This window comes from Streptomyces sp. NPDC058464 (assembly GCF_042721035.1).
Taxonomy (GTDB): domain Bacteria; phylum Actinomycetota; class Actinomycetes; order Streptomycetales; family Streptomycetaceae; genus Streptomyces.
In genome coordinates, this window is the sequence record NZ_JBHXMA010000018.1 from 157310 (window position 1) to 181621 (window position 24312).

20 protein-coding genes are annotated in these 24312 nt (G+C 71.9%); 10 read left to right on the forward strand and 10 right to left on the reverse strand.

Annotated elements, in window-relative coordinates; genetic code table 11:
• Nucleotides 1-152: 152 nt before the first annotated feature.
• Nucleotides 153-3005 carry a DEAD/DEAH box helicase gene (locus tag ACFWPQ_RS24010; protein WP_384038401.1) on the forward strand — a complete coding sequence of 951 codons (2853 nt, stop codon included), beginning with the start codon at nucleotides 153-155 and terminating at the stop codon, nucleotides 3003-3005.
• 72 nt (nucleotides 3006-3077) lie between these two features.
• Here ACFWPQ_RS24010 and ACFWPQ_RS24015 read toward each other — a convergent pair whose 3' ends face one another.
• The 5 genes from ACFWPQ_RS24015 to ACFWPQ_RS24035 form a co-directional block, all read right to left on the reverse strand.
• Nucleotides 3078-3626 (reverse strand): DUF1062 domain-containing protein, encoded by a 549-nt coding sequence (locus ACFWPQ_RS24015; protein ID WP_384038278.1) that lies wholly within the window; start codon nucleotides 3624-3626, stop codon nucleotides 3078-3080.
• 205 nt (nucleotides 3627-3831) lie between these two features.
• Nucleotides 3832-5487 carry an allophanate hydrolase gene (gene atzF, locus ACFWPQ_RS24020; protein ID WP_384038281.1) on the reverse strand — a complete coding sequence of 552 codons (1656 nt, stop codon included), beginning with the start codon at nucleotides 5485-5487 and terminating at the stop codon, nucleotides 3832-3834.
• A gap of 17 nt (nucleotides 5488-5504) precedes the next feature.
• Nucleotides 5505-9017, reverse strand: coding sequence for a 5-oxoprolinase/urea amidolyase family protein (locus tag ACFWPQ_RS24025; protein ID WP_384038284.1), 3513 nt, complete (start codon nucleotides 9015-9017; stop codon nucleotides 5505-5507).
• Nucleotides 9014-9688, reverse strand: coding sequence for an urea amidolyase associated protein UAAP2 (locus ACFWPQ_RS24030; RefSeq protein WP_384038287.1), 675 nt, complete (start codon nucleotides 9686-9688; stop codon nucleotides 9014-9016). The genes ACFWPQ_RS24025 and ACFWPQ_RS24030 overlap by 4 nt, the downstream gene beginning before the upstream one ends.
• Entirely contained in the window at nucleotides 9685-10509 is an 825-nt protein-coding gene (locus ACFWPQ_RS24035; RefSeq protein WP_384038290.1) for an urea amidolyase associated protein UAAP1, read from the reverse strand. The genes ACFWPQ_RS24030 and ACFWPQ_RS24035 overlap by 4 nt, the downstream gene beginning before the upstream one ends.
• Nucleotides 10510-10740: 231 nt before the next feature.
• Between ACFWPQ_RS24035 and ACFWPQ_RS24040 the strand changes: the two genes are divergently transcribed.
• The 6 genes from ACFWPQ_RS24040 (at nucleotide 10741) to ACFWPQ_RS24065 (ending at nucleotide 16280) form a co-directional block, all read left to right on the forward strand.
• The gene (locus ACFWPQ_RS24040) at nucleotides 10741-11367 is read left to right on the forward strand and encodes a helix-turn-helix domain-containing protein (RefSeq protein WP_361291514.1); all 627 of its coding nucleotides are present in this window, start codon (nucleotides 10741-10743) and stop codon (nucleotides 11365-11367) included.
• 333 nt (nucleotides 11368-11700) lie between these two features.
• The gene (locus tag ACFWPQ_RS24045; RefSeq protein WP_384038294.1) at nucleotides 11701-13323 is read left to right on the forward strand and encodes a sensor histidine kinase; all 1623 of its coding nucleotides are present in this window, start codon (nucleotides 11701-11703) and stop codon (nucleotides 13321-13323) included.
• The gene (locus ACFWPQ_RS24050) at nucleotides 13320-13727 is read left to right on the forward strand and encodes a roadblock/LC7 domain-containing protein (protein WP_046726726.1); all 408 of its coding nucleotides are present in this window, start codon (nucleotides 13320-13322) and stop codon (nucleotides 13725-13727) included. Before ACFWPQ_RS24045 ends, ACFWPQ_RS24050 begins: the two co-directional genes overlap by 4 nt.
• Nucleotides 13724-14152: a DUF742 domain-containing protein gene (locus ACFWPQ_RS24055; RefSeq protein WP_384038296.1), complete on the forward strand. Its 429-nt coding sequence runs from the start codon at nucleotides 13724-13726 to the stop codon at nucleotides 14150-14152. The genes ACFWPQ_RS24050 and ACFWPQ_RS24055 overlap by 4 nt, the downstream gene beginning before the upstream one ends.
• The gene (locus tag ACFWPQ_RS24060; RefSeq protein ID WP_384038299.1) at nucleotides 14133-14753 is read left to right on the forward strand and encodes an ATP/GTP-binding protein; all 621 of its coding nucleotides are present in this window, start codon (nucleotides 14133-14135) and stop codon (nucleotides 14751-14753) included. Before ACFWPQ_RS24055 ends, ACFWPQ_RS24060 begins: the two co-directional genes overlap by 20 nt.
• Before the next feature lie 45 nt (nucleotides 14754-14798).
• Entirely contained in the window at nucleotides 14799-16280 is a 1482-nt protein-coding gene (locus ACFWPQ_RS24065) for a cytochrome P450 (RefSeq protein WP_384038302.1), read from the forward strand.
• 22 nt (nucleotides 16281-16302) lie between these two features.
• Here ACFWPQ_RS24065 and ACFWPQ_RS24070 read toward each other — a convergent pair whose 3' ends face one another.
• Together ACFWPQ_RS24070 and ACFWPQ_RS24075 are read right to left on the reverse strand one after the other, a co-directional pair.
• On the reverse strand, nucleotides 16303-17259 hold the full coding sequence (locus tag ACFWPQ_RS24070) for an RluA family pseudouridine synthase (RefSeq protein WP_384038305.1): 957 nt from the start codon (nucleotides 17257-17259) through the stop codon (nucleotides 16303-16305).
• A gap of 107 nt (nucleotides 17260-17366) precedes the next feature.
• A complete protein-coding gene (locus tag ACFWPQ_RS24075; RefSeq protein WP_384038308.1) occupies nucleotides 17367-18893 on the reverse strand; it encodes an amino acid permease in 1527 nt (508 codons plus the stop codon).
• A gap of 236 nt (nucleotides 18894-19129) precedes the next feature.
• Between ACFWPQ_RS24075 and ACFWPQ_RS24080 the strand changes: the two genes are divergently transcribed.
• The 3 genes from ACFWPQ_RS24080 to ACFWPQ_RS24090 all read left to right on the forward strand — a co-directional run bounded on the left by ACFWPQ_RS24080 (nucleotide 19130) and on the right by ACFWPQ_RS24090 (nucleotide 21749).
• Nucleotides 19130-19765 carry a PadR family transcriptional regulator gene (locus ACFWPQ_RS24080; RefSeq protein ID WP_384038311.1) on the forward strand — a complete coding sequence of 212 codons (636 nt, stop codon included), beginning with the start codon at nucleotides 19130-19132 and terminating at the stop codon, nucleotides 19763-19765.
• Nucleotides 19766-19962: 197 nt separating this feature from the next.
• Nucleotides 19963-20976, forward strand: a complete 1014-nt coding sequence (locus tag ACFWPQ_RS24085; RefSeq protein ID WP_384038314.1) for an ATP-binding cassette domain-containing protein — start codon at nucleotides 19963-19965, stop codon at nucleotides 20974-20976.
• Complete coding sequence (locus ACFWPQ_RS24090) at nucleotides 20973-21749, forward strand: ABC transporter permease (RefSeq protein ID WP_384038317.1); 777 nt, start codon at nucleotides 20973-20975, stop codon at nucleotides 21747-21749. The genes ACFWPQ_RS24085 and ACFWPQ_RS24090 overlap by 4 nt, the downstream gene beginning before the upstream one ends.
• A gap of 45 nt (nucleotides 21750-21794) precedes the next feature.
• On the opposite strand, the gene ACFWPQ_RS24095 is transcribed toward ACFWPQ_RS24090, so the two are convergent.
• From ACFWPQ_RS24095 to ACFWPQ_RS24105, 3 genes are all read right to left on the reverse strand, one after another.
• Complete coding sequence (locus ACFWPQ_RS24095) at nucleotides 21795-22640, reverse strand: siderophore-interacting protein (RefSeq protein ID WP_384038320.1); 846 nt, start codon at nucleotides 22638-22640, stop codon at nucleotides 21795-21797.
• Between the two features lie 113 nt (nucleotides 22641-22753).
• The gene (locus ACFWPQ_RS24100) at nucleotides 22754-23683 is read right to left on the reverse strand and encodes a 5'-3' exonuclease H3TH domain-containing protein (protein WP_384038404.1); all 930 of its coding nucleotides are present in this window, start codon (nucleotides 23681-23683) and stop codon (nucleotides 22754-22756) included.
• Between the two features lie 111 nt (nucleotides 23684-23794).
• Entirely contained in the window at nucleotides 23795-24130 is a 336-nt protein-coding gene (locus ACFWPQ_RS24105; RefSeq protein WP_384038323.1) for a hypothetical protein, read from the reverse strand.
• Between the last annotated feature and the right edge of the window lie 182 nt (nucleotides 24131-24312).

The following is a 24312-nucleotide window of genomic DNA, read 5'->3' on the forward strand; positions in this document are numbered from 1 at the left end:
GCGGCACCACGTTCCACTTCGTCGACGACGGCATCGAGCACGCCCTCGACCAGGCCCGCGCCCCCCCCGCCCGCCCCCCCCCGCCGCCGGGCGGCCGCCCGCCCCCCTCCGGGGGCCACCTCTTCGTTGTCCGTTGTCCCATGTTCCGGATAATGATCGTCCTGTTGTCAGTGGGGACCGGTACGCTCGAAAGCACGATGACAGAGGACCTCTCACCGGCCGAGCGGTATGCGGCGGCCCGCAGGCGCGCCGCCGAGCAGGCCACCGCGCTCGCGTCTTTCCGCGAGATGTACGACTTCGGCCTCGACCCCTTCCAGATCGAGGCCTGCCAGGCGCTCGAAGCCGGAAAGGGCGTACTGGTGGCCGCCCCCACCGGCTCCGGCAAGACGATCGTGGGCGAGTTCGCCGTCCACCTCGCCCTCATGCAGGGCAAGAAGTGCTTCTACACGACACCCATCAAGGCACTGTCGAACCAGAAGTACGCCGACCTCTGCCGCCGCTACGGCGACGGCATGGTCGGCCTGCTCACCGGTGACAACAGCATCAACCCGGACGCCGCCGTGGTCGTCATGACCACCGAGGTCCTGCGGAACATGCTGTACGCGGGCTCCCAGACCCTCATCGGCCTCGGCTACGTGGTCATGGACGAGGTCCACTACCTCTCCGACCGCTTCCGTGGCGCCGTCTGGGAAGAGGTGATCATCCACCTCCCCGAGTCCGTGACCCTGGTCTCCCTGTCGGCGACCGTCTCCAACGCCGAGGAGTTCGGCGACTGGCTCGACACCGTCCGCGGCGACACCGAGGTCATCGTCTCCGAGCACCGGCCCGTCCCGCTCTTCCAGCACGTCCTCGCCGGACGCCGGATGTACGACCTGTTCGAGGAGGGCGAGGGCCACAAGAAGGCCGTCAACCCCGACCTCGCCCGGCTGGCCCGCATGGAGGCGCAGCGCCCGTCGTTCCAGGACCGCAGACGCGGCCGCGCCATGCGCGAGGCCGACCGGGAGCGGGAGCGCCGGCAGCGGTCCCGGATCTGGACACCGGGCCGCCCCGAGGTCATCGAACGGCTCGACGCCGAGGGCCTGCTGCCCGCCATCACCTTCATCTTCAGCCGCGCCGCCTGCGAGGCCGCCGTCCAGCAGTGCCTGTACGCGGGACTGAGGCTCAACGACGACGAGGCACGGGAGAGGGTGCGCGCCCTCGTCGAGGAGCGCACCTCGTCGATCCCGCCGGAGGACCTGCACGTCCTCGGCTACTACGAGTGGCTGGAGGGCCTGGAGCGCGGCATCGCCGCCCACCACGCCGGCATGCTCCCGACCTTCAAGGAGGTCGTCGAGGAGCTGTTCGTACGCGGCCTGGTGAAGGCCGTGTTCGCCACCGAGACCCTCGCGCTCGGCATCAACATGCCCGCCCGCTCGGTCGTGTTGGAGAAGCTCGTCAAGTGGAACGGCGAACAGCACGCCGACATCACCCCGGGCGAGTACACCCAGCTGACCGGCCGTGCGGGCCGGCGCGGCATCGACATCGAGGGCCATGCGGTGGTGCTGTGGCAGCGCGGCATGAGCCCCGAGCACCTCGCCGGGCTCGCCGGCACCCGCACCTATCCGCTGCGGTCCAGCTTCAAGCCGTCGTACAACATGGCGGTCAACCTGGTCGACCAGTTCGGGCGGCACCGTTCGCGCGAGCTGCTGGAGACGTCGTTCGCGCAGTTCCAGGCCGACAAGTCGGTCGTCGGTATCTCCCGCCAGGTGCAGCGCAACGAGGAAGGGCTCGCCGGCTACAAGGAGTCCATGACCTGCCACCTCGGCGACTTCGAGGAGTACGCCCGGCTGCGGCGGGAGTTGAAGGACCGCGAGACCGAACTCGCCCGGCAGGGCATGTCCCAGCGGCGCGCCGAGGCGGCCGTGGCGCTGGAGAAGCTCAAGCCCGGCGACGTCATCCATGTTCCCACCGGCAAGTACGCCGGGCTCGCGCTGGTGCTTGACCCCGGGCTGCCCGCCGGGCGGTCCAACGGCCACCGCGGCTTCGAACAGCACGACGGGCCCCGCCCGTTGGTGCTGACCGCCGAGCGGCAGGTCAAGCGACTCGCCTCCATCGACTTCCCGGTGCCGGTCGAGGCGCTGGAGCGGATGCGGATCCCCAAGTCCTTCAACCCCCGCTCCCCGCAGTCCCGTCGGGACCTCGCCTCCGCACTGCGCACCAAGGCCGGGCACATCCCGCCGGAGCGGGCCCGCAAGAAGCGGTCGCAGGCGGCCGACGACCAGGAGATCGCACGGCTGCGCACGGCGATCCGGGCGCACCCCTGCCACGGCTGCAACGACCGCGAGGACCACGCCCGTTGGGCCGAGCGCTACCACCGGCTGATCCGGGACACCTCACAGCTGGAGCGGCGGATCGAGGGGCGGACCAACACCATCGCCCGGACCTTCGACCGGATCGTGGCCCTGCTCACCGAACTGGACTACCTGCGCGGCGACGAGGTCACCGAACACGGCAAGCGGCTGGCGCGGCTGTACGGCGAACTCGACCTGCTCGCCAGCGAGTGCCTGCGCGAGGGCGTCTGGGAGGGGCTCAGCCCCGCCGAACTCGCCGCGTGCGTCTCGGCGCTGGTCTACGAGGCCCGGGTCGGCGACGACGCGATGGCGCCGAAGGTGCCCTCCGGCAAGGCCAAGGCCGCACTCGGCGAGATGGTGCGGATCTGGGGGCGGCTGGACGCCCTGGAGGAGGAGTTCCGGATCACGCAGACCGAGGGCGTCGGCCAGCGGGAACCGGACCTCGGGTTCGCCTGGGCGGCGTACATGTGGGCCACCGGGATGGGCCTGGACGAGGTGCTGCGGGAGGCGGAGATGCCCGCCGGGGACTTCGTCCGCTGGTGCAAGCAGGTCATCGACGTGCTGGGGCAGATCGCTGCCGCGGCCCCGGTGGCGGGGTCGGACGTGGCGAAGACCGCACGCAAGGCGGTCGACCTGGTGCTGCGCGGAGTCGTCGCCTACTCGTCGGTGGGATGACGGATGTGAGCGTGCGGGGGCCGGTGCCGGGGGTACGTTACGCCGGACAGGCCCCCTGCTCTCGGTACGGGCTCAGCGTTTGAGCGTGAAGGTGAAGTCGCCGGAGAGCCTGCTGTTCAGCCGGACCGCCGACACGACCTTCCCCTCCGTGACCAGCCGCTCGACCTCGGCCCGCGGAAGACCGCAGCCCTCGGCGATCAGCCGCACCGGACGGACCGGGATCCGCGCCGCGAAGCGGACCGAGACGTCGATCGCCTCGCGGCCCAGGTGATCCGATCCGCCGGTGTCGAGCCGCCAGGCGCCGTCCCAGTCGAGGGCGATGCGGTTACGGTGCCGCAGGACCGGGTCCTGGAGCAGCTCGGCCGTCAGGCCGGGGTCGTTCGCATGCAGCCGGTCCAGCAGCTCGGGTCGTACGGAGCGCACGTTCGCCCGCTCCAGGAGCGTGAGCTTCGCCGTCTCCCCGCACCCCGTGCAGAGCACGAGGAGCCAGGCGTCGATGAGCTTGTGGTGGGCGTTGACGCGGAACTTGCCGCTCGCCCGGAAGCGTTCCGCCGCGCACGTGTGGCAGCGGCGCAGGACGAGCGGCAGGCAGGTGGGCATGACCACCCAGGTGGTGAGCACAGGAGTACACCGGTTTCAGTGTGAGAAATCCGCAGCAAGAAGAGGCGCGGCGCACAGCACAGGCGCGACGCGCGACCGATCAGCGCTCGGGAGGTCTCACACGGTGTACAACGGCACGTCCTTGGTCGGGCGACGGGGTCGGGCAGCACGGTAGCGGCGCACAGCGGCGCCGCTCCACCGGTTTTCCGCGGGCCCGGAGCGGCAGTCAGCCCTTCGCCAGGAAGGCTCGCCAGCCTCCGTGGTGCGTGATGTCCTCGGCGTCCGCCAGCGCGCCCGGCTCGCACAGGAAGCCGGGGACACTGCTGCCGTCGGCCAGTTCCACGCTGCCCAGCGCCATGGGACGGGGCAGCGCGGCCAGCAGCCGGCCCAGGCCCTCGGCCGGCAGGCTCCACACCTCCGTCTCGATCGCCGCCCCGCCCGCTCCCACGTTCACCAGGCCCGGCTTGGGCGGAGTCGTCGGGAGGGCGTGGAGGCGGTACACCGGAGCCGTGGTCGTCGTGCGGTCCAGCACCGCGCCCAGCGCCAGGAGCTGGGGGTTGAGCGGCTGCCCAGTCAGGTGGGCGCCGACCACCGCCAGGCTCACCCGCGGTTCCAGGGCGCGGGCGATCGTGGCGAGGCGGTCGTCCGTGAACGCCGGGCCGATCAGCATCACGCCGAACGGCAGACCGTTCACCTCGCCCGCCGGAACCGCCACGGCCGCCAGGTCGAAGAGGTTCGTGGAGTTGGTGAAGCGGCCCAGGCGGGCGTTGGCGCCCAGCGGGTCGGCCGCCACCTCGGCGAGGGTGGGGTGGCCGGGGGTGGTGGGGAGCAGCAGGGCGTCCGCGTCGGCGAGCTCGGCCAGGGCGCGGGTGCGCAGGTCCGCCAGGCGGTCCTGGTCGGTGAAGAGCCGGTGGGCCGGGATGTCGCGGGCCCGGGTGATGATGCCGGCGACCGTGGGGTCCAGGCCCTCGCCGCCGGACGAGATCAACTTGTCCACAAAGGGACCCACCGCCGTGTAGCGTTCGGCCACGAACGCGCCCTCGTAGAGCATCGCGGCGGCCTCGGTGAAGGGGGTCAGGTCGATGGGGCGGATCGAGGCGCCCGCGGCCCTCAGACGGTCCACCGCCTTCTCGTACGCCTCCGCCCAGCCCTCGTCCAGCTCGCCGAGCTGCGAGAGCGGCGGGACCGCGATCCGCCAGGGGCCCGGCTCCCGCTGGGGGAGCGGCGGGAGCGTGCGGTCCGGTGGGGCCGCCAGGTACGACAGTGCCTGCTCCGCCTCCGGGAGGGTGCGGGCGAACACCGTCACGCAGTCGATGGACGCGCAGGCCGGGACGACACCGGCCGTCGGGACCAGGCCGCGGGTCGGCTTCAGACCGACGATGCCGTTGAAGGCGGCCGGGACCCGGCCGGAGCCTGCGGTGTCCGTGCCCAGGGCGAGGTCGACGATGCCGAGGGCCACGGCGACGGCCGAGCCGGAGCTGGAGCCGCCGCTGATCCGGCCGGGGTCGATCGCGTTGCGGACCGCGCCGTGCGGGGAGCGGGTGCCGACCAGGCCGGTCGCGAACTGGTCGAGGTTGGTCGTGCCCAGGACCAGGGCGCCGGCCGCGCGCAGCCGGGCCACCACAGGGGCGTCGGCCTCCGGTTCGTAGGCGTACGCCGGGCAGCCCGCGGTCGTGGGCAGTCCGCGGACGTCGATGTTGCCCTTGGCGGCGAACAGCCGGCCCGAGAGGGGGAGGTGTTCCCCCGCGGCCACCCGCTCGTCGATCGCGCGGGCCTCCGCCTCGACCTCCTCCTGCGGGCGCAGGTCGATCCAGATCTCGGGGCGGTCGACCGCCTCGATGCGCGCGTAGGCGGCACGGACACGGGAGACGGTGCTGGACATCCTCTTGCTCCTGTCGCTCAGTTCGCGGCCGGCGACAGGACGAGGAGTGCCGTCCCCGCCTCCACCTGGTCGCCGGGCCGGGCCAGGATCTCCGTCACCACGCCGGGCATCGGCGCGTGCACCCTGGACTCCATCTTCATCGCCTCCAGGGCGAGGAGCGGCTGGCCCGCCGTCACCTCGTCGCCCGGCTGCACGTTCAACTGCCACACGGAGGCCGCGAACTCGGCCTCTATCAGACGCCCGCCCGGCGGCACGGACACCTCGGCCGGGGCGGCGGGCGGTGCGGCCGAGGCCTCCGCCCTCGCGAACTCGCCCGCGGCTTCCCACGCGTCGCGTTCCGCCGCGAAGGCGGTCTGCTGGAGCGACCGGAACTCCGCGATGGATGCCGCGTGTTCGGTCAGGAAGCCCTCGTACTCGGCCAGTGAGAAGGTCCCCTCCTCGATGCGCGGGACGAAGCGGCCGGAGGTGATGTCGGCGCGCAGGTCGAGGAGTTCCTCGGCGGAGACCGGATACCACTTGATGCGGTCGAAGAAGCGCAGCAGCCACGGCATGCCCGGCTCGAACGCGCCGCGCTGCTGCCAGCCCGACCACACCTGGGTCGTCCGGCCGACGAACTGGTAGCCGCCGGGCCCCTCCATGCCGTAGATGCAGAGATAGGCGCCGCCGATGCCCACGGAGTTCTCGGCGGTCCAGGTGCGGGCCGGGTTGTACTTGGTGGTGACCAGGCGGTGGCGCGGGTCGAGCGGGGTGGCGACCGGGGCGCCCAGGTAGACGTCGCCGAGGCCGAGGACCAGGTACTCCGCGTCGAAGACCGTGCGGAAGACGTCGTCCACCGAGTCCAGGCCGTTGATCCGGCGGATGAACTCGATGTTCCAGGGGCACCAGGGGGCGTCGTCGCGGACGCCCGCCATGTAGCGGGCGATCGCCTCGCGGGTCGCCGGGTCGTCCCAGGAGAGGGGCAGGTGGACCGTGCGGGAGGGGACCACCAGTTCGTCGGTGGGCGGCAGGGCCGGCACGATCTCCCGTACCGCGCGCAGGAGTTCGGCCTGGGCGAGGAGGCGCGGGTCGGTCTGGATCTGGAGTGAGCGGATGCCCGGCGTGAGGTCGGTGACCCCGGGCAGGTCCGCCGCCGTCACCGCCTCCATCAGGGCGTGGACGCGCATCCGCAGGGCGAGGTCCAGCTGCATGGGGCCGAACTCGACCAGCAGGTTGTCGTCGCCGCTGCGCCGGTAGGTCACGTCGCCGTCCCGGGCGAGGATTCCGCCGTCGACGATCTCGGGGCGGGGCGCGCCGGTCACGTCGACCGGGGTGAAGCGGACCGTGTCGCCGGGCCGGAGCTGGCCGAGCTTCCAGCGTTCGCCGCTCACGACCGTCGCGGGGCACACGAAGCCGCCCAGGGAGGGGCCGTCCGGGCCGAGCAGGACCGGCATGTCGCCGGTGTAGTCGACGGCGCCGACCGAGTACGGGGTGTCGTGGATGTTGGACGGATGCAGGCCCGCCTCGCCGCCGTCGGCGCGGGCCCAGCGCGGCTTGGGACCGACCAGGCGGACCCCGGTGCGCGCCGAGTTGAAGTGCACCTTCCACTCGGCCGCGTAGAAGTCGCGGATGTCGTCCTCGGTGAAGAACTCCGGGGCGGCATGCGGGCCTTCGACGGCCGCGAGCTGCCAGGTGGCGGTGAGACGCGGGCGGTCGGCGACCGGCTCGCCGTCCGTCACCGCTCCGCCGTGCAGGACGTCACCCGTGCGCAGGGCCCGGCCGCCGTGGCCGCCGAACCGGCCCAGGGTGAAGGTGCTCGCGCTGCCGAGGAAGGCGGGCACGTCCAGGCCGCCGCCGGCGAACAGGACGTAGGTGCGCAGGCCGTGCTCGGCCGGGGCGCCGATCTCCAGCAGGCCGCCGGCCGGGACCGTCACCGGCTCCCACTGGGCCACCGGGGTGCCGTCGACGGTCACCGGGGCCGGGGCGCCGGTCACGCAGACGGTGGTGGGGTGGGTGAAGCGCAGGGACGGGCCCTGGAGGGTGCATTCGAGGCCGGGTGCGCCCTCCGGGTTGCCCAGGGCGAGGTTGCCGAGGCGGAAGGAGCGGTCGTCCATCGGGCCGCTCGGGGGGACGCCGACCTGCCAGTAGCCGGTGCGGCCCGGCCAGTCCTGGACCGTGGTGAGGGTGCCGGCGGCGGCGACCTCGATCCGGGGGGTGGGGTCGGTGACCGCGGCGAGGGTCGCCGTGGAGTGGGTGGCCGAGCGGAAGTCGGGGTCGGCGAGGGCCGCGCGGACCAGGCCGAGGTTGGTCTCGATGCCGTCGACGTGGGTCCCGGCCAGCGCCTCGTCGAGCCGGCGCAGCGCCTCGGCGCGGTCGGGGCCGTACGCGACGACCTTCGCGAGCATCGGGTCGTACGACGTCGTCACCTCGGTGCCGGTCTCCACCCAGCCGTCGACGCGTACGCCCTCCGGGAACTCGACCCGGGTCAGCAGGCCCGCGCTGGGCCGGTGTTCGCGGGTCGGGTCCTCGGCGTAGACGCGGGCCTCGACGGCGTGGCCGCGCGGTGCGCCCGGTTCGCGGACGGCGTCGGTCTCGCCGCGGGCGAGGCGCAGCATCCAGGCGACCAGGTCGACGCCGTAGATCTCCTCGGTGACCGGATGTTCCACCTGGAGGCGGGTGTTGACCTCCAGGAAGTAGGCCTCCTCGCGGGCCGCGTCGTACACGAACTCGACGGTGCCGGCGGAGCGGTAGCCGACCGAGGCGCACAGGTCCCGGGCGGCGGTGGCGAGTCGGGCGCGGACCTGCGGGGGGAGGCCGGGGGCCGGGGCCTCCTCGACCACCTTCTGGTTGCGGCGCTGCAGGGAGCAGTCCCGGTCGCCGAAGGTGACGACCCGGCCGGCGCCGTCGCCGAAGACCTGGACCTCGACATGGCGGGCGTGTTCGACCAGGCGTTCCAGGAAGACCCCGGCGGAGGAGAAGGAGGCGGCGGCGACGCGGTGCACGCGGTCCCAGGCGTCGGTCAGTTCGTCGGCCGATCGACATGCCGACATGCCGATACCACCGCCACCGCCGGTCGCCTTGAGCATGACGGGGTAGCCGATCGCGGACGCCTCCCGGAGGGCTTCGGCCAGGTCGGCCAGCAGCCCGGTGCCCGGTGCCAGCGGCACCCCGGCCGCCTCGGCCGCCGCCCGTGCGGTGTGCTTGGCGCCGAACAGCTCCAGCTGCTCCGGGGTCGGGCCGACGAAGACGATCCCGGCCTCCTCGCAGCGCCGGGCGAAGGCGGCGTCCTCGGACAGGAAGCCGTAGCCGGGGTGGATCGCGCCCGCGCCGGTGTCCTTGGCGGCCTTCAGGACCAGGTCGGCATCGAGGTACGACTCCTTCGCGGGCGCCGCGCCGAGCCGGACGGCCTCGTCGGCCAGGCGCACGTGCGGGGCCGAGCGGTCGGGGTCGGAGTAGACGGCGACCGTGCGCAGGCCCAGTTCGCGGGCGGTGCGGATGATGCGGACGGCGATCTCGCCGCGGTTGGCGACCAGGAGCTTCTCGAAGGAGGTCATTCCGCGGCCCCGGTGCATTCCGCGGCCCCGGTGCATTCCGCGGTACCGGCGCATTCCGCTGCCTCGGTGATCGTCATCTGCACGGCCGTCGGGTCGAAGCCGTTGCAGGGGTTGTTGATCTGGGGGCAGTTGGAGACCAGGACGAGGACGTCGCGGTCGGCGCGCAGGACCAGCTTCCGGCCCGGGGCCGAGAGGCCGTCGACGATGCCGAGGGTGCCGTCCTTCTCGACGGGCACGTTCATGTACCAGTTGATGTTGGAGACCAGGTCGCGCTTGCCGAGGCCGTGTCTGGCGCCCTCCGCGAGGAAGTTGTCCACGCAGGCGTGCTGGGACCAGGTGTGGTGGCCGTAGCGCAGGGTGTTGGACTCCTTGGAGCAGGCGCCGCCGACCGTGTCGTGCCGGCCGACCTCGTCCTCGGTCACGGTCATCAGCGGGGTGTGCTCGTTGGAGAGGAGCACGCTGCCGGTGGTGAGGAAGAGGGAGCCCTGGGCGTGGATGGTGTCGGGGGCGCTGTAGCGGACCGACGTGTCGTGGGCGTCGTAGACGAGGAAGTCGACGGCCTGGTTGCCGTGCAGGTCGGTGATGGTGAGCGTGTCGCCCTCGCGGATCACGGCGGACCAGGCGGCGCGGGCCGGGACGACGGCGGTCTGCGTGCTCGTGCTCATGCTCATGCGAGCCCCCTCGCGGCGAGGAATTCACGGGTGTTGAGGAAGGCGCGGCGGCCTTCGGGGGTGGCGTCCCAGAGCGGGTCGCCGGGCGCGGTGGGGGCGGCGCGCCAGGCCAGCACCTCCAGGGGGGCGCTGACGTAGTCGGGGCGCGGGTCGGCCGGGTGCGGGACGTTGGCGATCAGCACGGTCACGTCCTGCTCGGCGCGGAGTGTGACGCTGCCGCCGGGGCCGGCCGAGCCGGTGAAGTCCAGCGTGCCGTCGTCGCGCACCTCCACGCCCTGGAAGAACGACAGGGACGGCGGCAGGTCGCGCGGTTCCAGGCCGTTCTTGGCCGCCGCCAGCTTGAACAGCTCGCGTCCGGCGGGGGAGGACGACTGGGGCGTGCCGTCGCCGTACCGCTCGGTGTTGCGGACCAGGGTGGAGGTGCCGCACAGCGCGTCGTGCCGGCCGGAGGTGTCGGCGACCACGGAGGCGAGGACCCGGCCCTGGTCGGAGAGGAGCAGCACGCCCTCGCCGAGGTAGGCGTTCCACTGGACCTTGACGGTGTCGGCCACGTTCAGCCGCTCCCAGGGGCGGCCGTCGGCGTACAGCAGGAGGTGGGCGCAGGCGTCGCCGGCCAGGTCGGTCAGGCGCAGCTCGGTGCCGCGGGCCAGGACGCGGTGCGCGTAGTTGCCGCCCGCCACCGTCTCGGCCCACACCAGGTGGCCGGCCTCGCAGGGCGGGTCGGGCCAGTCGGCGGCCGGGACCACGGGCATGGCCTCGGCGCGGGTGCCCTCCTGGGCGCGGGCGTGCGCCCGGGCTCCGTACGTGGTCGCTGTCGCCATCGCTGACCTCCGGCTCCTTGGTCTGGGGTGGGGCTCGGACGGGCCCCGGGGATATTTCTGTCGCCCGACAGAAATTAGGGGCGGGGCGGGTCGGCGGCGTTGCCGTGGCGTTCCGGGCCGGTTACCGAGGGCTCACCGGGGGGCTCACCGGGGGGCTCGCCGGGGGCGGTGGTCCGCAGGGCGGGGCGTCGGCGTGATCGCCGTGCGACGTCGTGTGCGAGGATCGAACGCATGGGGACGAGCAGTGGCCGCCGGGTCGGCCGGCCGCGGGCCGCGCAGCGGCCGGACAGCGGCCTGGAGCCGCGGGCGGAACTGCTCGCGGCCGCGGCCGAGTTGTTCACCACCCACGGGTACGCGGCCACCACCACCCGGGCCGTCGCCGAGCGCGCGGGCATGCGGCAGGCGTCGATGTACCACTACGTCTCCGGCAAGGAGGAGCTGCTCGCCGAGCTGCTTGAGTCCACCGTCACGCCGTCGCTGGCCTGTGCGCGCGAGCTGCTCGCCGACGACGTGACCCCGGCCGAGGAGCGGCTGCGGGTCCTGTGCCGGGCCGACGTGGAGCTGCTGTGCGCCGGGCCGCACAATCTCGGCGCGCTCTACCTGCTGCCCGAGGTGCACGCCGAGCGGTTCGCCGGCTTCCATGCCGTACGCGCCGAACTCAAGGACGCCTACCGGCAGTTGATCGCCGCCACGGCGGCCGGCGGGGCGCTGGCCAAGGGGGAGCTGGAGCTGCGGACCGATCTCGTCTTCGGGCTCATCGAGGGCGTCATCCTCGTCCACCGCTCCGAACCGGAGCGCCCCGCCGCCGAGTTCGCCCGCGCCACGGCCGAGGCCGCGCTGCGGATCGTAGGAGTCTGAGGGGTCTCGCGGGGCGGCGGAGGTTTCGCTCCGGAGGCTCCTTTCACCCGTCACGGTGAGTGACCCCGTACGTCCGTACGTCGTGACGCGGCGTGTTCGAATGAATGCCCTCCGTGCAAAACGACCGAGGGTACTCCAGTCCTTTGGGCGTTTTCAGGCGCTTGCCGAATATGACACGGCGTTGATCCGGTCGGACTAAGCTCGCCCGCGGCGCACCGAGTTGAGGTGAATTCGTGCGCCTGTTCCCAAACATACGGAAGATCCAGACTGCTCCATGAACCTTCCCCCCACGAGCTCCCCCGACACCCAGCCGATTCGTCTCAGAAGGCATACATGGTGAGTGTGCAATCGCCTCCCGATGGCCGTGAACTTTCCCTGGCGCGCGTGCTGTTGCTGCCCGCCATACTGATGGCCGCGGCGACCGCCGCCGCCGTCGTCCTGGTGGCGGGATCCGCCCGGCTCGCCGTCGGCGTGTGCGGGGCCGTCGGCATGCTGCTGGTGCTCGCGACGGCGGCGGAAGCGGTGCGCCGCGGCCGTATGCTCCGGGACGCCCGGGCCGAGCACGACCGTCACCGTGCGTATCTGGAACGGCGCCTCACCACGAGCGACCAGGAGATCGACCGCCTCGGCCGGGAGGTCTTCCCGACCGCGCTCTACCGGCTGAAGGCCGGCGAGTCACCCAAAGAGGTGGTGCGCCAGGTCTTCGACGTCGACCCGCGCATGCGCCACGCCCCCGAGTCGCAGCGCCGCCTGATCCGCATCATGCTCGACATCGTCGACGAGGAGGACCTCCAGCGCGACTCCCTGGAGCGCTCGTTCGTCAGCGTCGCCCGCCGCGTCCAGGCCATCGTCCACCAGCAGGCCCACGAACTGCGGGAGATGGAGGAGGACCACGGCCGCAACCCCGAGGTCTTCGACGACCTGCTGCGCATCGACCACGGCACCGCGCTGATCGGACGCCTCGCCGACTCGGTCTCCGTGCTCGGCGGCGGCCGCCCGGGCCGCCAGTGGCCGAACCCCGTCGCCCTCTACAGCGTGCTGCGCGGCGCCATGTCCCGGATCCTGGAGTACCGGCGCATCGAGCTGCACTCCATCTGCCAGGTCAACATCAAGGGCACCTCCGTCGAGCCGGTCATCCACGCGGCCGCCGAGCTCCTCGACAACGCCACCCGCTACTCGCCGCCCTCCACCAAGGTGCACGTCACCGCCGTCGAGGTGCAGGCCGGCGTGTGCATCGAGATCGAGGACGCCGGCGTCACCCTCAACGAGGAGGCCCGCGGCCGCCTGGAGGGCCTGCTGGACAAGGCCAAGCAGGGCAAGGACATCCAGGTCCTCGGCGAGAACCCGCGCCTCGGCCTCTCGGTCGTGGGCCGCCTGTGCAAGACATACAACATGGACGTCTCGCTGCGCGCCTCCGCGTACGGCGGCGTCCGGGCCGTCCTCATCGTGCCCAGCGACATGATGACCACCGACCCCGCCCCCGGCATCGCCCACGGCATCGGCGCCACCGGCATCCCGAAGCCCGAACTCGGCGCCCTCGAAGGCCCCAAGCGCCCGCCCAAGAAGCGCCGGCCCACCAGCCCCCGCATCCCCGCCGGTATCTCCATGGAGGACGACGTCCCCGAGGTCACCGAATGGACGGCCGGCGGGCTGCCGCAGCGGCGCAGCCGGATGAAGACGCCGCTCAGCCAGCGGATCGCCGAGCAGGCCGCCATCGAGCGCGCCGAACGCGAGGGCAACCCGACCATCTGGTCGCAGCACAAGGAGCCCGAGCCCGAGCAGCCGGAGCCGGAGCGCCGCGAGCCCGGCCTCTGGGTCGAGGCGTTCTGGGAGGGGCTCAAGAAGAACAACCCGGGTGTCCACCCCACCGACTTCACCCGGAACCCCACCAAGTACCTGCATCTGATCAACGATCCGGCCGGCACCGAGGCCGATGACGAGGGGGACCTCAAGTGATCCAGCAGCGAGGCAACTTCGACTGGATGCTCAAGCAACTCGCCGACGGAGTACCGGGCGTCGAGATGATCGTCGTGCTCTCCGCCGACGGACTGCGCATCGCCCGGCACGGCGGCGACCCCGACGCCGCCGACCGGCTCGCCGCGGCCTGCGCGGGCGTGCAGAGCCTGGCCGGCGCCGTCGCCCAGGAACTCCCCATCAGCAACGGCGACATGAACCTCGTCCTGATCGAGATCGACAGAGGCTACTTCTACCTCATGTCCGCCGGCGCCAACGCCTACCTCGCCGTGCTCGCCGACGTGACCTGCGAACCGGGCCGGATGAGCGAGATGATGCGCGACCTCGTCGTCCGCATCGGCGCCCATCTCACCAGTCCGCCCCGGCGGAACGGGCAGACCGTATGACTCCTCCGCAACGCAAACGGCGCCGGCCCAGGCCGGAACTCGCTTCACCCCCGCTCCCGTCCACGCCGCCGACCCCCGAGAGCGGCGGCGAGGACGGCGACAACAAGAACCCCGAACGGCTCTACGTCATCAGCGGTGCCGACGGCGCCCGGGCCGAACTCGACCTGGTCACCTTAATCGTGGCGCGCGCCGCTCCACCGCCCTCCGTCACCCCGGAGCAGGCGGCGCTGCTCCGGCTCTGTCTCGCCCCGCTGTCCGTGGCCGAGCTCTCGGCCTACCTCAACCTGCCGTTCAGCGCGATGACGGCGCTGATCACCGAGCTGATCACGGCCGAACTGGTCACGGCGCGCGCCCCGATCGTCCGCCAGGCGCTCCCCGACCGTTCACTTCTCGAAGCGGTGATGCATGGACTTCAAAAGCTCTGAGACGATCCCCGGCCCCCGCACCGAGGACCATCTGCCGCACACCGCCCAGGCCGCGGTGAAGATCGTGATCGTCGGCGGCTTCGGGGTCGGCAAGACCACCATGGTCGGTTCCGTCAGCGAGATCAGGCCGCTGACCACCGAGGAGACCATGACCCAGGCCGGCATCGGGGTCGACGACAACTACGGCTCCGAGTCGAAGACCGCCACCACCGTGGCCATGGACTTCGGCCGCATCAGCATCACCGACCAGCTGGTCCTCTACCTCTTCGGCACCCCCGGCCAGGAACGGTTCTGGTTCCTGTGGAACGGCCTGTTCGAAGGCGCCCTCGGCGCGGTGGTCCTCATCGACACCCGGCGCCTGGAGGTCAGCTTCGACGTCATGGGACGCCTGGAGGAGCGCGGGGTGCCGTTCGTCGTCGCCGTCAACTCCTTCCCGGACGCGCCCCGTTACCCCATCGAGGAACTGCGCACCGCGCTGGACCTGTCGCCCGAGATCCCCATCATCGAGTGCGACGCCCGCCGCCGGGCCTCCAGCCGTGACGTCCTGATGACCCTGATGCGCTTCCTGCACTCGCTCGCCCTGTCCGGCGCCCTTACGTGACACCTCTTTTCTCCCTGTCCTTCGGATCTCTTCGGAGCGATCACTGTGACGCCTGAATCCCCCTTCCCGGCCGGCACCGGCACGGACCCCGTTCCGCCGCCCGGCTGTCCGGCGCACGACCGCGGCCCCGGCGGACTCCACCGGCTCTACGGCGCCGACGCGGACCACCTGGGCGAGCTGTACGAGAAACTGCGCGAGGAACACGGCTCCGTGGCGCCCGTCCTGCTCCACGACGACGTACCGATCTGGGTGGTCCTCGGGCTCACCGACAACCTCCAGATGGTCCGCACCCCCGCCGTCTTCACCCGGGACAGCCGCATCTGGACCCCGCTGCGCGAGGGCATGGTCAAGCCCGACCACCCCCTCATGCCGCACATCGCCTGGCAGCCCATCTGCTCGCACGCCGAGGGCGACGAGCACCTGCGGCTGCGCGCGGCGGTCCAGGGCGCCATGACCACCATCGACCACCGCAGCATCCGCCGTCTCATCGGCCGTTACACCCAGCTGCTCGTCAACGAGTTCTGCGAGAAGGGCCGCGCCGAACTGGTCACCCAGTACTCCGAGCACCTGCCGATGGCCGTCATGTGCGAACTCCTCGGCATGCCCGAGGAGTACAACGACCGGATCGTGGAGGCCGCCCGGGACGCGCTCAAGGGCACCGAGACCGCGATCGCCAGCAACGAGTACGTCATGGACTGCCTGACCCGGCTCACCGCCCGCCGCCGGGCCCGCCCCGAGGACGACTTCACCAGCCACCTCGTCAACCACCCGGCCGGGCTCAACGACGACGAGGTCGCCCAGCACCTGCGGGTCGTGCTCTACGCCGCCTACGAGACCACCGCCAACCTGCTCGCCAACGCCCTGCGCATGGTCCTCACCGAGCCCGGCTTCCGCGCCCAGCTCAACGGCGGCCAGATGACCGTGCCCGAGGCGATCGAGCAGTCCCTGTGGGACGAGCCGCCGTTCAGCACCGTCTTCGCCTACTTCGCCAAGCAGGACACGGAACTCGGCGGCCAGCGCATCCGCAAGGGCGACGGACTGCTCTACGCGCCCGCGCCGGGCAACGTCGACCCGCGCGTCCGCCCCGACCTCAGCGCCAACATGCAGGGCAACCGCTCCCACCTCGCCTTCGGCGGCGGCCCGCACGAGTGCCCCGGCCAGGACATCGGCCGTGCCATCGCCGACGTCGGTGTCGACCAGCTGCTCACCCGGCTCTCCGACATCCAGCTGGACTGCGACGAGGAGGAGCTGCGCTGGCGCGCCTCCATCGCCTCCCGGCACCTGGTGGACCTCCCGGTGCGCTTCGATCCCAAGCCGAAGCAGGACGTCACCCTGATGCCGAGCCCGGCCCTCGTTCCCCCGCAGCGCACCGACTGGCAGGTCGGCACGGGCCGCCCGGCGGCACCGGCACCCGCGCCCGATGCGCAGCCCCAGCCGCAGCCCATGGCACCCCCGGCCGCCGCCCCCGAACCGGCGAAGCCGCGCGGTGTCTGGCCGAGGCTGCGCCGCTGGTGGCTCGGCCGCTAGGACCTGTCCGGCGGATCAGGCCCTAGCCGTCCCGCCGACCGGCCCAGTCCTGGTACGAATCCCAGGCCCGCAGCGTCCGCCCGCTGCGCAGCCGATGCTCCACCCCCGTGACCGGATCGGTGAACTCCAGCCGCCGCGCCAGCAGTTGCAGCGGACGCCGGAAGTCGCCGTCCGGCACGGGGCCGGTCACGACCGGATACAGCGGGTCGCCGAGAATCGGTACCCCCAAGGCGCTCATGTGGACGCGCAGTTGATGCGTCTGCCCGGTGTGCGGAGTGAGCCGGTAGCGCCCCAGGTCTCCCCGGCGTTCGACCAGTTCGACGAGGGTCTCCGCGTTGGGTTCCCCCTCGATCTCCCGGGCGGCGGGCACCCCGCGCTCCTTGAGGATGCGACTGCGTACGGTCCGGGGAACGGCGAGCGTGGGGTCGTACGGCGCGATCGCCTCGTACTCCTTGCGCACCCGCCGGTCGCTGAACAGCGTCTGGTACGCCCCCCGCTCCCCGGGCCGTACGACGAACAGCACCAGCCCGGCGGTGAGCCGGTCCAACCGGTGCGCGGACCCGAGCTCGGGGATCTCCAGCTCCCGCCGCAGCCGGGCCAGGGCGGTCTCGACGACGTGACTGCCGCGTGGGGTGGTGGCGAGGAAGTGCGGCTTGTCGGCGACGACGAGGTGCGCGTCCCGGTGGACGATGTCGAGGGGGAAGGGGACCGGGACCTCGGGGGGCAGGTCGCGGTGGAAGAAGAGGTAGCGGCCGGGGGAGTAGGGCGTGCGGGCGGCGACGGGTTGTCCGCCGGCGTCCACGACGAGCCCCGAGTCCAGCATCTCCTCGACAACACCGGGCCCGGCTCCGGAGAGCCGGGCGACCAGGTACGCGCCGACGGTGTCCCACTCCTCGGAGAAGGGCAACCGGATCCGCACGGGGTCCACCCCTTGGCGCTGAGGGAGGGGGGATGGCGGGGCTGCGGTCTTACGTCTCATTTGCAGCCAAGGCTACGGGGAGCGCCCCTTCAGGGGCGCGGGGCTGTGTCGATATGCGGCTCCGCCGCGCGGGCGCGACCAGCCCCCACCCACCCGCACCCGACCCACTACGCCACAGCCTCCGGCAAGGCGACCGCATTCCTGGACCCCGTCCGGGCAACCCGCCAAACGCCGCCCACCACCAAAGTCACGACCAGGAACAACACGGTGAACCACCGGAAGTACCAGTGGCCCCCACTGGGGTCGTACACCGCCCCCCGAGGCCACGCCAGATTCACGGTCATCACCAGCCCGTACAGCAGCGCGACCACGTTGACCGGCACCCCCCACCGCCCCAGCGAGAACAGCGGCGCCCCGGTCTCGTCCGTGCCCTCGACCCGGAACTCGCCCCGCAGCCGCCGCACCAGCAGCGGCCCGGTCACCATCGCGTAGGCGAGGTACAGCATCACGATGCACGTGGTTCCGATCGCCAGGAACGCGTCAGGCGAGGCGAAGTTGAGCAGCAGCAGTACGGCGGCCAGCACCCCCACCACCACGGCCGGCGCTCCCGGCATGCCGGTACGCGGATTCACCCGCGCCAGCCGGTCGGCGAACGGCAGTTGCCCGTCCCGCGCCATGGAGAACAGCATCCGTGAGGCCGCGGTCTGGATCGCCAGCGTCGCCACCGCGATCGCCACCACCACGTCGGCGAGCAGCACCCGGCCCACGCCGTCCCCGAGGCTGCTGGTCAGGACGTAGCTCAGCCCGTCGACCCCCAGGTGCCCGTCGGTCAGGCTGGGCGCGGCCAGCAGGCCGCCCAGGATGACCAGGCCGCCGAGCAGGCCCGCGGCGGACAGCGCCGTGAGGATCGTGCGCGGGGCCGTCCGCCGCGGCTGGTGCGTCTCCTCGCTCATCTCGCCCGCGCTGTCGAAGCCGATCATCACGTAGGCGGCCGTGAACGAACCGACCAGCAGGGCGCCCAGCAGACCGCCCTCGGCGGCCGTACCGGTGTGGAACGTGATGCCCGGGGAGCGCTTGGAGTGGGTGAGCAGCAGCACGATGATCAGTACCGCGCCGATGATCTCGGCGGTCACCCCGACCCGGTTGATCACGGACATCACCCGGTTGTCCAGGACGTTCACGAGGGTGGTGAGCACCAGCAGGACGACGCCCAGCACGGCGGCGTTGGCGGCTCCGTCGGCCGAGGTCACCGCGGTGTCCGTGCCGATCAGCTGGAAGCCGGACCACAGCGCGGGCAGCACCATCTGCAGTGCGAGCGCGGCCGCCGCGACCACCACGATCTGCCCGATCACCATGATCCAGCCGGCGAACCAGCCGAAGGTCGGGTTCGACAGGCGTGAGGACCACTGGTAGATGGCGCCGGAGATCGGGTAGCGGCCGGCCAGTTCGGCGAAGCACGCGGCCACCAGCAACTGGCCGATCAGGACGGCCGGCCAGGCCCAGAAGAAGACCGGGCCGCCGAACGCGTACCCGAAGGCGAAGAACTGGAAGACGGTCGTCAGTACGGAGATGAAGGAGAACCCGGCGGCGAACGAGGCGTACCGGCCGAGGCTGCGGTGCAGCTCCTGGCGGTAGCCGAACTCCTCCAGGGAGTGGTCGTCGGGTTCCACGGAGCGGTCGTGGAGTGTCGTCACGGCGGCACCTGCCTGTCAGGCGGACTTCCTGTCGAGGACGGAAATCGCGGATTTCCTGTCGGGCGACAGAAATTAGGGATGCGCTGTTTCGGACGCGTCACGCGGGCGTGTCCGGGGCGGGCCCAAGTCCTCACGCTCTTGCGGAGTCCGCCCAGACGCGATACATCGTGTGTATTGACGGTCGGGTCGAGTCGCGATATGTTCGGCTACGGATATTCGGAAGCGAGGTGGTCGGTGTGGCGGTCAAGCGGCGCAAGCTCAGCAATCCGCTGGCGCTCGTCGTGCTGACGACCCTCTGGCAGAAGCCGATGCATCCGTACGAGATCGCCCAGACCATGCGCCGTCAGGGCAAGGACACCAGCACCCGGATCAACTACGGCTCGCTCTACACGGTCATGCAGAACCTGGAGAAGCACGGCTTCGTCGAGGTGGCCGACGTGGAGCGGCAGGGCAACCGCCCGGAGCGCACGGTCTACGGCATCACCCCTGCCGGGCGCGAGGAGATGGTCCACTGGCTGTCCGACCTGATGGCCGTCCCGGTGAAGGAGTACCCGATCTTCGAGACGGCGCTCTCGCTGATGGGTGCCCTGCCGCCGGACGAGGTCGAGCGCCTGCTGTCGGAGCGGCTGAGCTCCCTGGAGGTGGAGGTCGCCGGCGGCAGGGCCGTGCTGGAGAAGCTGCACGAGACGCTGCCCCGGCTGTTCGTCGTCGAGGTCGAGTACCACCTGCACATGCTGGAGGCGCAGACCGCATGGGTCCGCGGCTTCGTGCGGGAGCTGCAGGACGGCTCGCTGCCGGGCGTCGAGGGCTGGCGCCGGTTCCACGAGACCGGCGAACTGCCACCGGAGTTCACGGAGGTGGACCAGCAGTAGAGCGAGCTGCGAGAGAAACAGACCCCGGCAGAGCTGTTGCACCAGTTCCACCGGGGTCTCGAACCCCGAGCTGAATCCGCCGTGAGGCAGATCCGGGCGATCGAGGTGCGGCACACCCAGGATAGCCCGGTGCTCCTCAAGCGGATCAGCTGTCATCCCCTGTCAACTGTCATCCGCTCATTCAGGAGAGCCCTGTCATGAACACCCGTGCGCCCGCAGTGCAGGCGCGCCAGCTGATCAAGACCTATCCCGGTGACGTCACCGCGCTGAACGGCATGGACGTCACCGTCGAACCCGGCACCGTCTTCGGGCTCCTCGGGCCCAACGGCGCCGGCAAGTCCACCACCGTCAAGATCCTCACCACCCTCGCGCGCCCCGACTCGGGCAGCGCCACCGTGGCCGGCCACGACGTGCTGCGCCACCCGGACCGGGTGCGCCGCGCGATCGGCGTCGTCGCCCAGAACTCCGGCGCCGACCCTGTCGCCACCGGCCGGGAGAACCTCCGGCTCCAGGGCAGGCTCTACGGCCTGCGCGGGGCCGGGCTGGACCGCAGGGTCGACGAACTGCTGGACCGGTTCACCCTCACCGAGGCCGCCGGCCGTCCGGTGAAGGGGTACTCCGGCGGCATGCGGCGCCGCCTCGACGTGGCACTCGGCCTGGTCCACCGCCCCGAGGTGCTCTTCCTCGACGAGCCCACCACCGGCCTCGACCCCGAGGCCCGCACCGCGATGTGGGACGAGATCGGGCGGCTGGCCGGTGAGGAGGGCCTGACCATCCTGCTCACCACGCACTACCTGGAGGAGGCCGACCGGCTCGCCGAGCGGGTCGCGATCGTCGACCGCGGCCGCGTCGTGGTCGAGGGCACCCCGGACTCCCTCAAGGGCGAACTGCGCGGCGACGCCGTCCACGTGGAGCTGCGCGAAGCACCCGGAGAAGCCGGCCGCACCCTGCTCGCGGGCGCCCTGACCGGGCTGCCGGGCGTGCACGAGGCGCTGTTCGACGGGCGCCGGATCAGCGCCCGCGCCGACGACGGGGCCGTCGCGATGCCGGCACTGCTGGCCGCCCTGGAGCGGGCCGGGGTGACCGTGACGGCCGCGACCGTCGCCCGGCCCTCCCTCGACGACGTCTATCTGCGCTACGCGGGCCGCCGTTACGCGGAGGCCGACAGCGCCGACTCCGACTCCCTCGCCCTGGCCGGAGGTGCCCGATGAGCAACGCGATGTCCCAGACCTGGTACATGACCCAGCGTCAGCTGCTGGTGTTCGCCCGCCAGCCCGCGTTCGCCGTGATCACCCTCATCCAGCCGGTGATCTGGCTGTTCCTCTTCGGCAGCCTCTTCAAGAAGGTCGTCGAGCTGGGCGGCTTCGGCACCACCTCCTACCTCGACTACCTGGTGCCGGGCGTGGTGGTGATGAGCGCCCTCAGCTCCAACATGTGGGCGGGCATGGGCACGTTGGAGGAGATCCAGCGCGGCACCCTCAACCGCTTCCTGACCACACCGGTCAGCAGGGCCGCGCTGATGAACGGCAACGTGGTGAACAACGGCCTGGTCACCGCAGGCCAGTCGCTGATCATCGTGCTGCTCGGCCTGCTGGGCGGCGCCGACTATCCGGGCGGGATCGGCGGCATCGCGGTCCTGGTGGTGGCCGCCGTGCTGCTCGGCACCATCTTCGGCGCGCTGTCCAACGCGCTCGGCATGCTGGTGCGGGAGCGGGAGTCGATCATCGGGATCAACACCTTCCTGCTGCTGCCGCTGACGTTCCTGTCCAGCGCCTTCATGGCGCCGTCCCAGATGCCCGGCTGGATACGGCACATCGCCGACTACAACCCGCTCAACTGGGCGATGGTGGCGGGCCGTTCGGCGATGTCGGCGGACCCCGACTGGGGCGCGGTGCTCGGCCGCGGCGGGGCGCTGCTCGCGCTGGCGGTCGCGGCGGTGTGGCTGTCGATCAGGACGTTCCGGTCGTATCAGCGGTCGGTGTGACCGCTCGGGGCGGCGGCACCTTCTCGTGAGGTGCCGCCGGTCCGTTCAGGCCGCGGCCGCGCCGCCCTCCTGCTCCGCCTCGATCCGGGCGTTCCAGTCGCGCTTGGAGGCCTGCCAGCCGTCCTCGTTGTGACCCAGGCGCCAGTAGCCGGAGATCGACAGGCCCTCGCGCGGGATCCCGTGCTCGACGCGCAGCAGCGCCCGCAGCTCCTTCACGAAGCTCGCCTCGCCGTGCACGAAGGCGTGCACCCGGCCCTCGGGGAACTCCAGCGCCCGGACGGCCGCGACCAGGGCCTCGCCGACCGGCCGCTCGCCCCGGTGCAGCCAGACGACCTCCACGTCGGAGTCGATCTTCTGCTCCTCCTCCGGGCCGGAGATTTCGACGAAGGCGAACGCCTTCGTCCCGGCCGGCAGGGACTCCAGGGCGCGGGCGATCGCGGGCAGCGCGCTCTCGTCACCGGCGAGCAGGTGCCAGTCGGCGTCCGTGTCCGGGGCGTAGGCGCCGCCGGGACCCATGAAGCGCACGGTCTCGCCGGGCTGGACCCGGCAGGCCCACGGCCCGGCCAGGCCCTCGTCGCCGTGCACCACGAAGTCCAGGGTCAGCTCCCGGTGTTCGGCGTTCCAGGAGCGCACGGTGTAGGTCCGGGTCACCGGCCAGTGCTCGCGGGGGAACTCGGCGCGGATCTGCTCCAGGTCGAAGGGCTCCGGATAGGTGACCCCCGCCGGCCCGAAGAGGAGTTTCACGTAATGATCGGTGCAGGTGTCCGCGGCGAAGCCGGCCAGTCCGTCACCGCCGAGAACCACGCGCTGCATGTGGGGGCTCAACCGTTCGGTGCGCACCACCTGAGCGGAATGGGGCTTGCGCGGCTTACGTCCCGGGCGCTCTGCCATGGCGGCCTCCCTGCTCCATTGGTTAGGTTTACCTAAGTTAGCATCTCCGTCCAGTTAACACCTCTTCCATGAACACTTGATGAGCGTGTTTTGCGCAAACAATTCCTTCGGGATCAGGCTTCCAGCGTCACCAGCAGGCGGTTCAGCGAGCCGCCCAGGCCCCAGCGGGCCGCCAGGGCGTCCAGCCGCGCCGGGTCGCGGGGAGCCTTCGGCAGCGCGGTGTCGACGTCCGGCAGAGGTACGTCACCTGCGACGCGGACCACCTTCGGCGCCACGGCGACATACGGCCGGGCCTCGTCCAGCCGCTTGCGCTGCGACGGCGTGAGCTTCGCCTTCGGGTCGTCGACCGCGGCCATGATCCCGGCCAGGTCGCCGAACTCGGCGAGGAGCTTCGCGGCGGTCTTCTCGCCGATGCCCGGCACGCCCGGCAGCCCGTCGCTCGGGTCCCCGCGCAGCAGCGCCAGGTCCGCGTACCCGGGTCCGTCCACCCCGTACTTCTCACGCAGCCATGCCTCGTCGGTCGTCTGCAGCGTCCCGACACCCTTCAGCGGGTACAGCACCCGCACCCCGCGCGCGTCGTCCACCAACTGGTAGAGGTCACGGTCGCCGGTGACGATGTCGACCGGGCCGCCGGCCCGCGCCGTGAAGGTGCCGATCACGTCGTCCGCCTCATAGCCCGCCACGCCGACCCGGGCGATGCCGAGCGCGTCCAGCACCTCCTCGATAACCGGCACCTGCGGGGAGAGGGTGTCCGGCACCTCCTCCTGGTCCGGTCCCGTCTCGCGCTCCTCGGCGACCCGGTGCGCCTTGTAGGAGGGGATGAGATCGACCCGCCACTGCGGCCGCCAGTCGGCGTCCATGCAGGCCACCAGCAGGTCCGGGCGGTGGTCCTTGACCAGTCGGTCGATGAAGTCCAGCAGCCCGCGCACCGCGTTCACCGGCGTGCCGTCCGGCGCCTTCACGGAGTCCGGGACGCCGAAGTAGGCGCGGAAGTACAGCGAGGCGGTGTCGAGAAGCATCAGTCGTGCGGTCACGCCACGCATCATGCCGTACGGCACTGACGCCGACCGGGTGCCGATCACCTCGACTCGCCTCGACGGCGCCGGCGGCCGGGTTTCCCCGCCTACGAAAAGGATCCGGCCAACCACGTAGCGCTACGGCGTTGCCCAAGCCTTGCCGCCCCGCAGGCCGGAACGGCCGACCAGGCGTCCGACGCGCCTCGCACCCTGCCCCGCCGCACCGAGGGCACCCCCGACGTCACCGCGGTCCGCGGCGACACCGCGGAACCGGCCGGCGACCACCGCGCCGACCGCGCCACCCACCGTCAACTCCGGCGCACCCTGCGGGGTTTCACGGTCCCGCGGGCCCGCCCCGATCAGCACCTCGACCAGCCACTCCGTGCCCGGGGCGATGCCGGGAACATCGGCGACCGCCCGCGCCTCGAACCCGTGGGGTGCCCCCTTCCTGATCGAGGGGGCGCGCCCGCGCAACGGCCGCGGGAGCCGGTCAGCGCATCCTCGCGCCCCCGCTTCCGGCCGGGCCGGGCGGCCGAGCCGGCGCACCCCCGTCCGCAGCCGTGCCGTCGCCGGTCCGCAGGCGTCGTCGCCGACCGACCGGACGGCCGTCCGGCCCTCCTGGTCAGCGTGTTCATCCCGAAGGACGAGTCCGCCCG

Excerpts from the sequence above, each read along its gene's own strand:
- ACFWPQ_RS24055 (WP_384038296.1), top strand. The coding sequence starts at position 13,724 with ATGACTCCTCCGCAACGCAAACGGCGCCGGCCCAGGCCGGAACTCGCT.
- ACFWPQ_RS24045 (WP_384038294.1), top strand. The coding sequence starts at position 11,701 with ATGGTGAGTGTGCAATCGCCTCCCGATGGCCGTGAACTTTCCCTGGCG.
- ACFWPQ_RS24100 (WP_384038404.1), bottom strand. The coding sequence starts at position 23,683 with ATGCGTGGCGTGACCGCACGACTGATGCTTCTCGACACCGCCTCGCTG.
- ACFWPQ_RS24035 (WP_384038290.1), bottom strand. The coding sequence starts at position 10,509 with ATGGCGACAGCGACCACGTACGGAGCCCGGGCGCACGCCCGCGCCCAG.
- ACFWPQ_RS24010 (WP_384038401.1), top strand. The coding sequence starts at position 153 with ATGATCGTCCTGTTGTCAGTGGGGACCGGTACGCTCGAAAGCACGATG.
- ACFWPQ_RS24095 (WP_384038320.1), bottom strand. The coding sequence starts at position 22,640 with ATGGCAGAGCGCCCGGGACGTAAGCCGCGCAAGCCCCATTCCGCTCAG.
- ACFWPQ_RS24070 (WP_384038305.1), bottom strand. The coding sequence starts at position 17,259 with ATGAGACGTAAGACCGCAGCCCCGCCATCCCCCCTCCCTCAGCGCCAA.
- ACFWPQ_RS24085 (WP_384038314.1), top strand. The coding sequence starts at position 19,963 with ATGAACACCCGTGCGCCCGCAGTGCAGGCGCGCCAGCTGATCAAGACC.
- ACFWPQ_RS24060 (WP_384038299.1), top strand. The coding sequence starts at position 14,133 with ATGGACTTCAAAAGCTCTGAGACGATCCCCGGCCCCCGCACCGAGGAC.
- ACFWPQ_RS24090 (WP_384038317.1), top strand. The coding sequence starts at position 20,973 with ATGAGCAACGCGATGTCCCAGACCTGGTACATGACCCAGCGTCAGCTG.
- ACFWPQ_RS24025 (WP_384038284.1), bottom strand. The coding sequence starts at position 9,017 with ATGACCTCCTTCGAGAAGCTCCTGGTCGCCAACCGCGGCGAGATCGCC.
- ACFWPQ_RS24030 (WP_384038287.1), bottom strand. The coding sequence starts at position 9,688 with ATGAGCATGAGCACGAGCACGCAGACCGCCGTCGTCCCGGCCCGCGCC.
- atzF (WP_384038281.1), bottom strand. The coding sequence starts at position 5,487 with ATGTCCAGCACCGTCTCCCGTGTCCGTGCCGCCTACGCGCGCATCGAG.
- ACFWPQ_RS24040 (WP_361291514.1), top strand. The coding sequence starts at position 10,741 with ATGGGGACGAGCAGTGGCCGCCGGGTCGGCCGGCCGCGGGCCGCGCAG.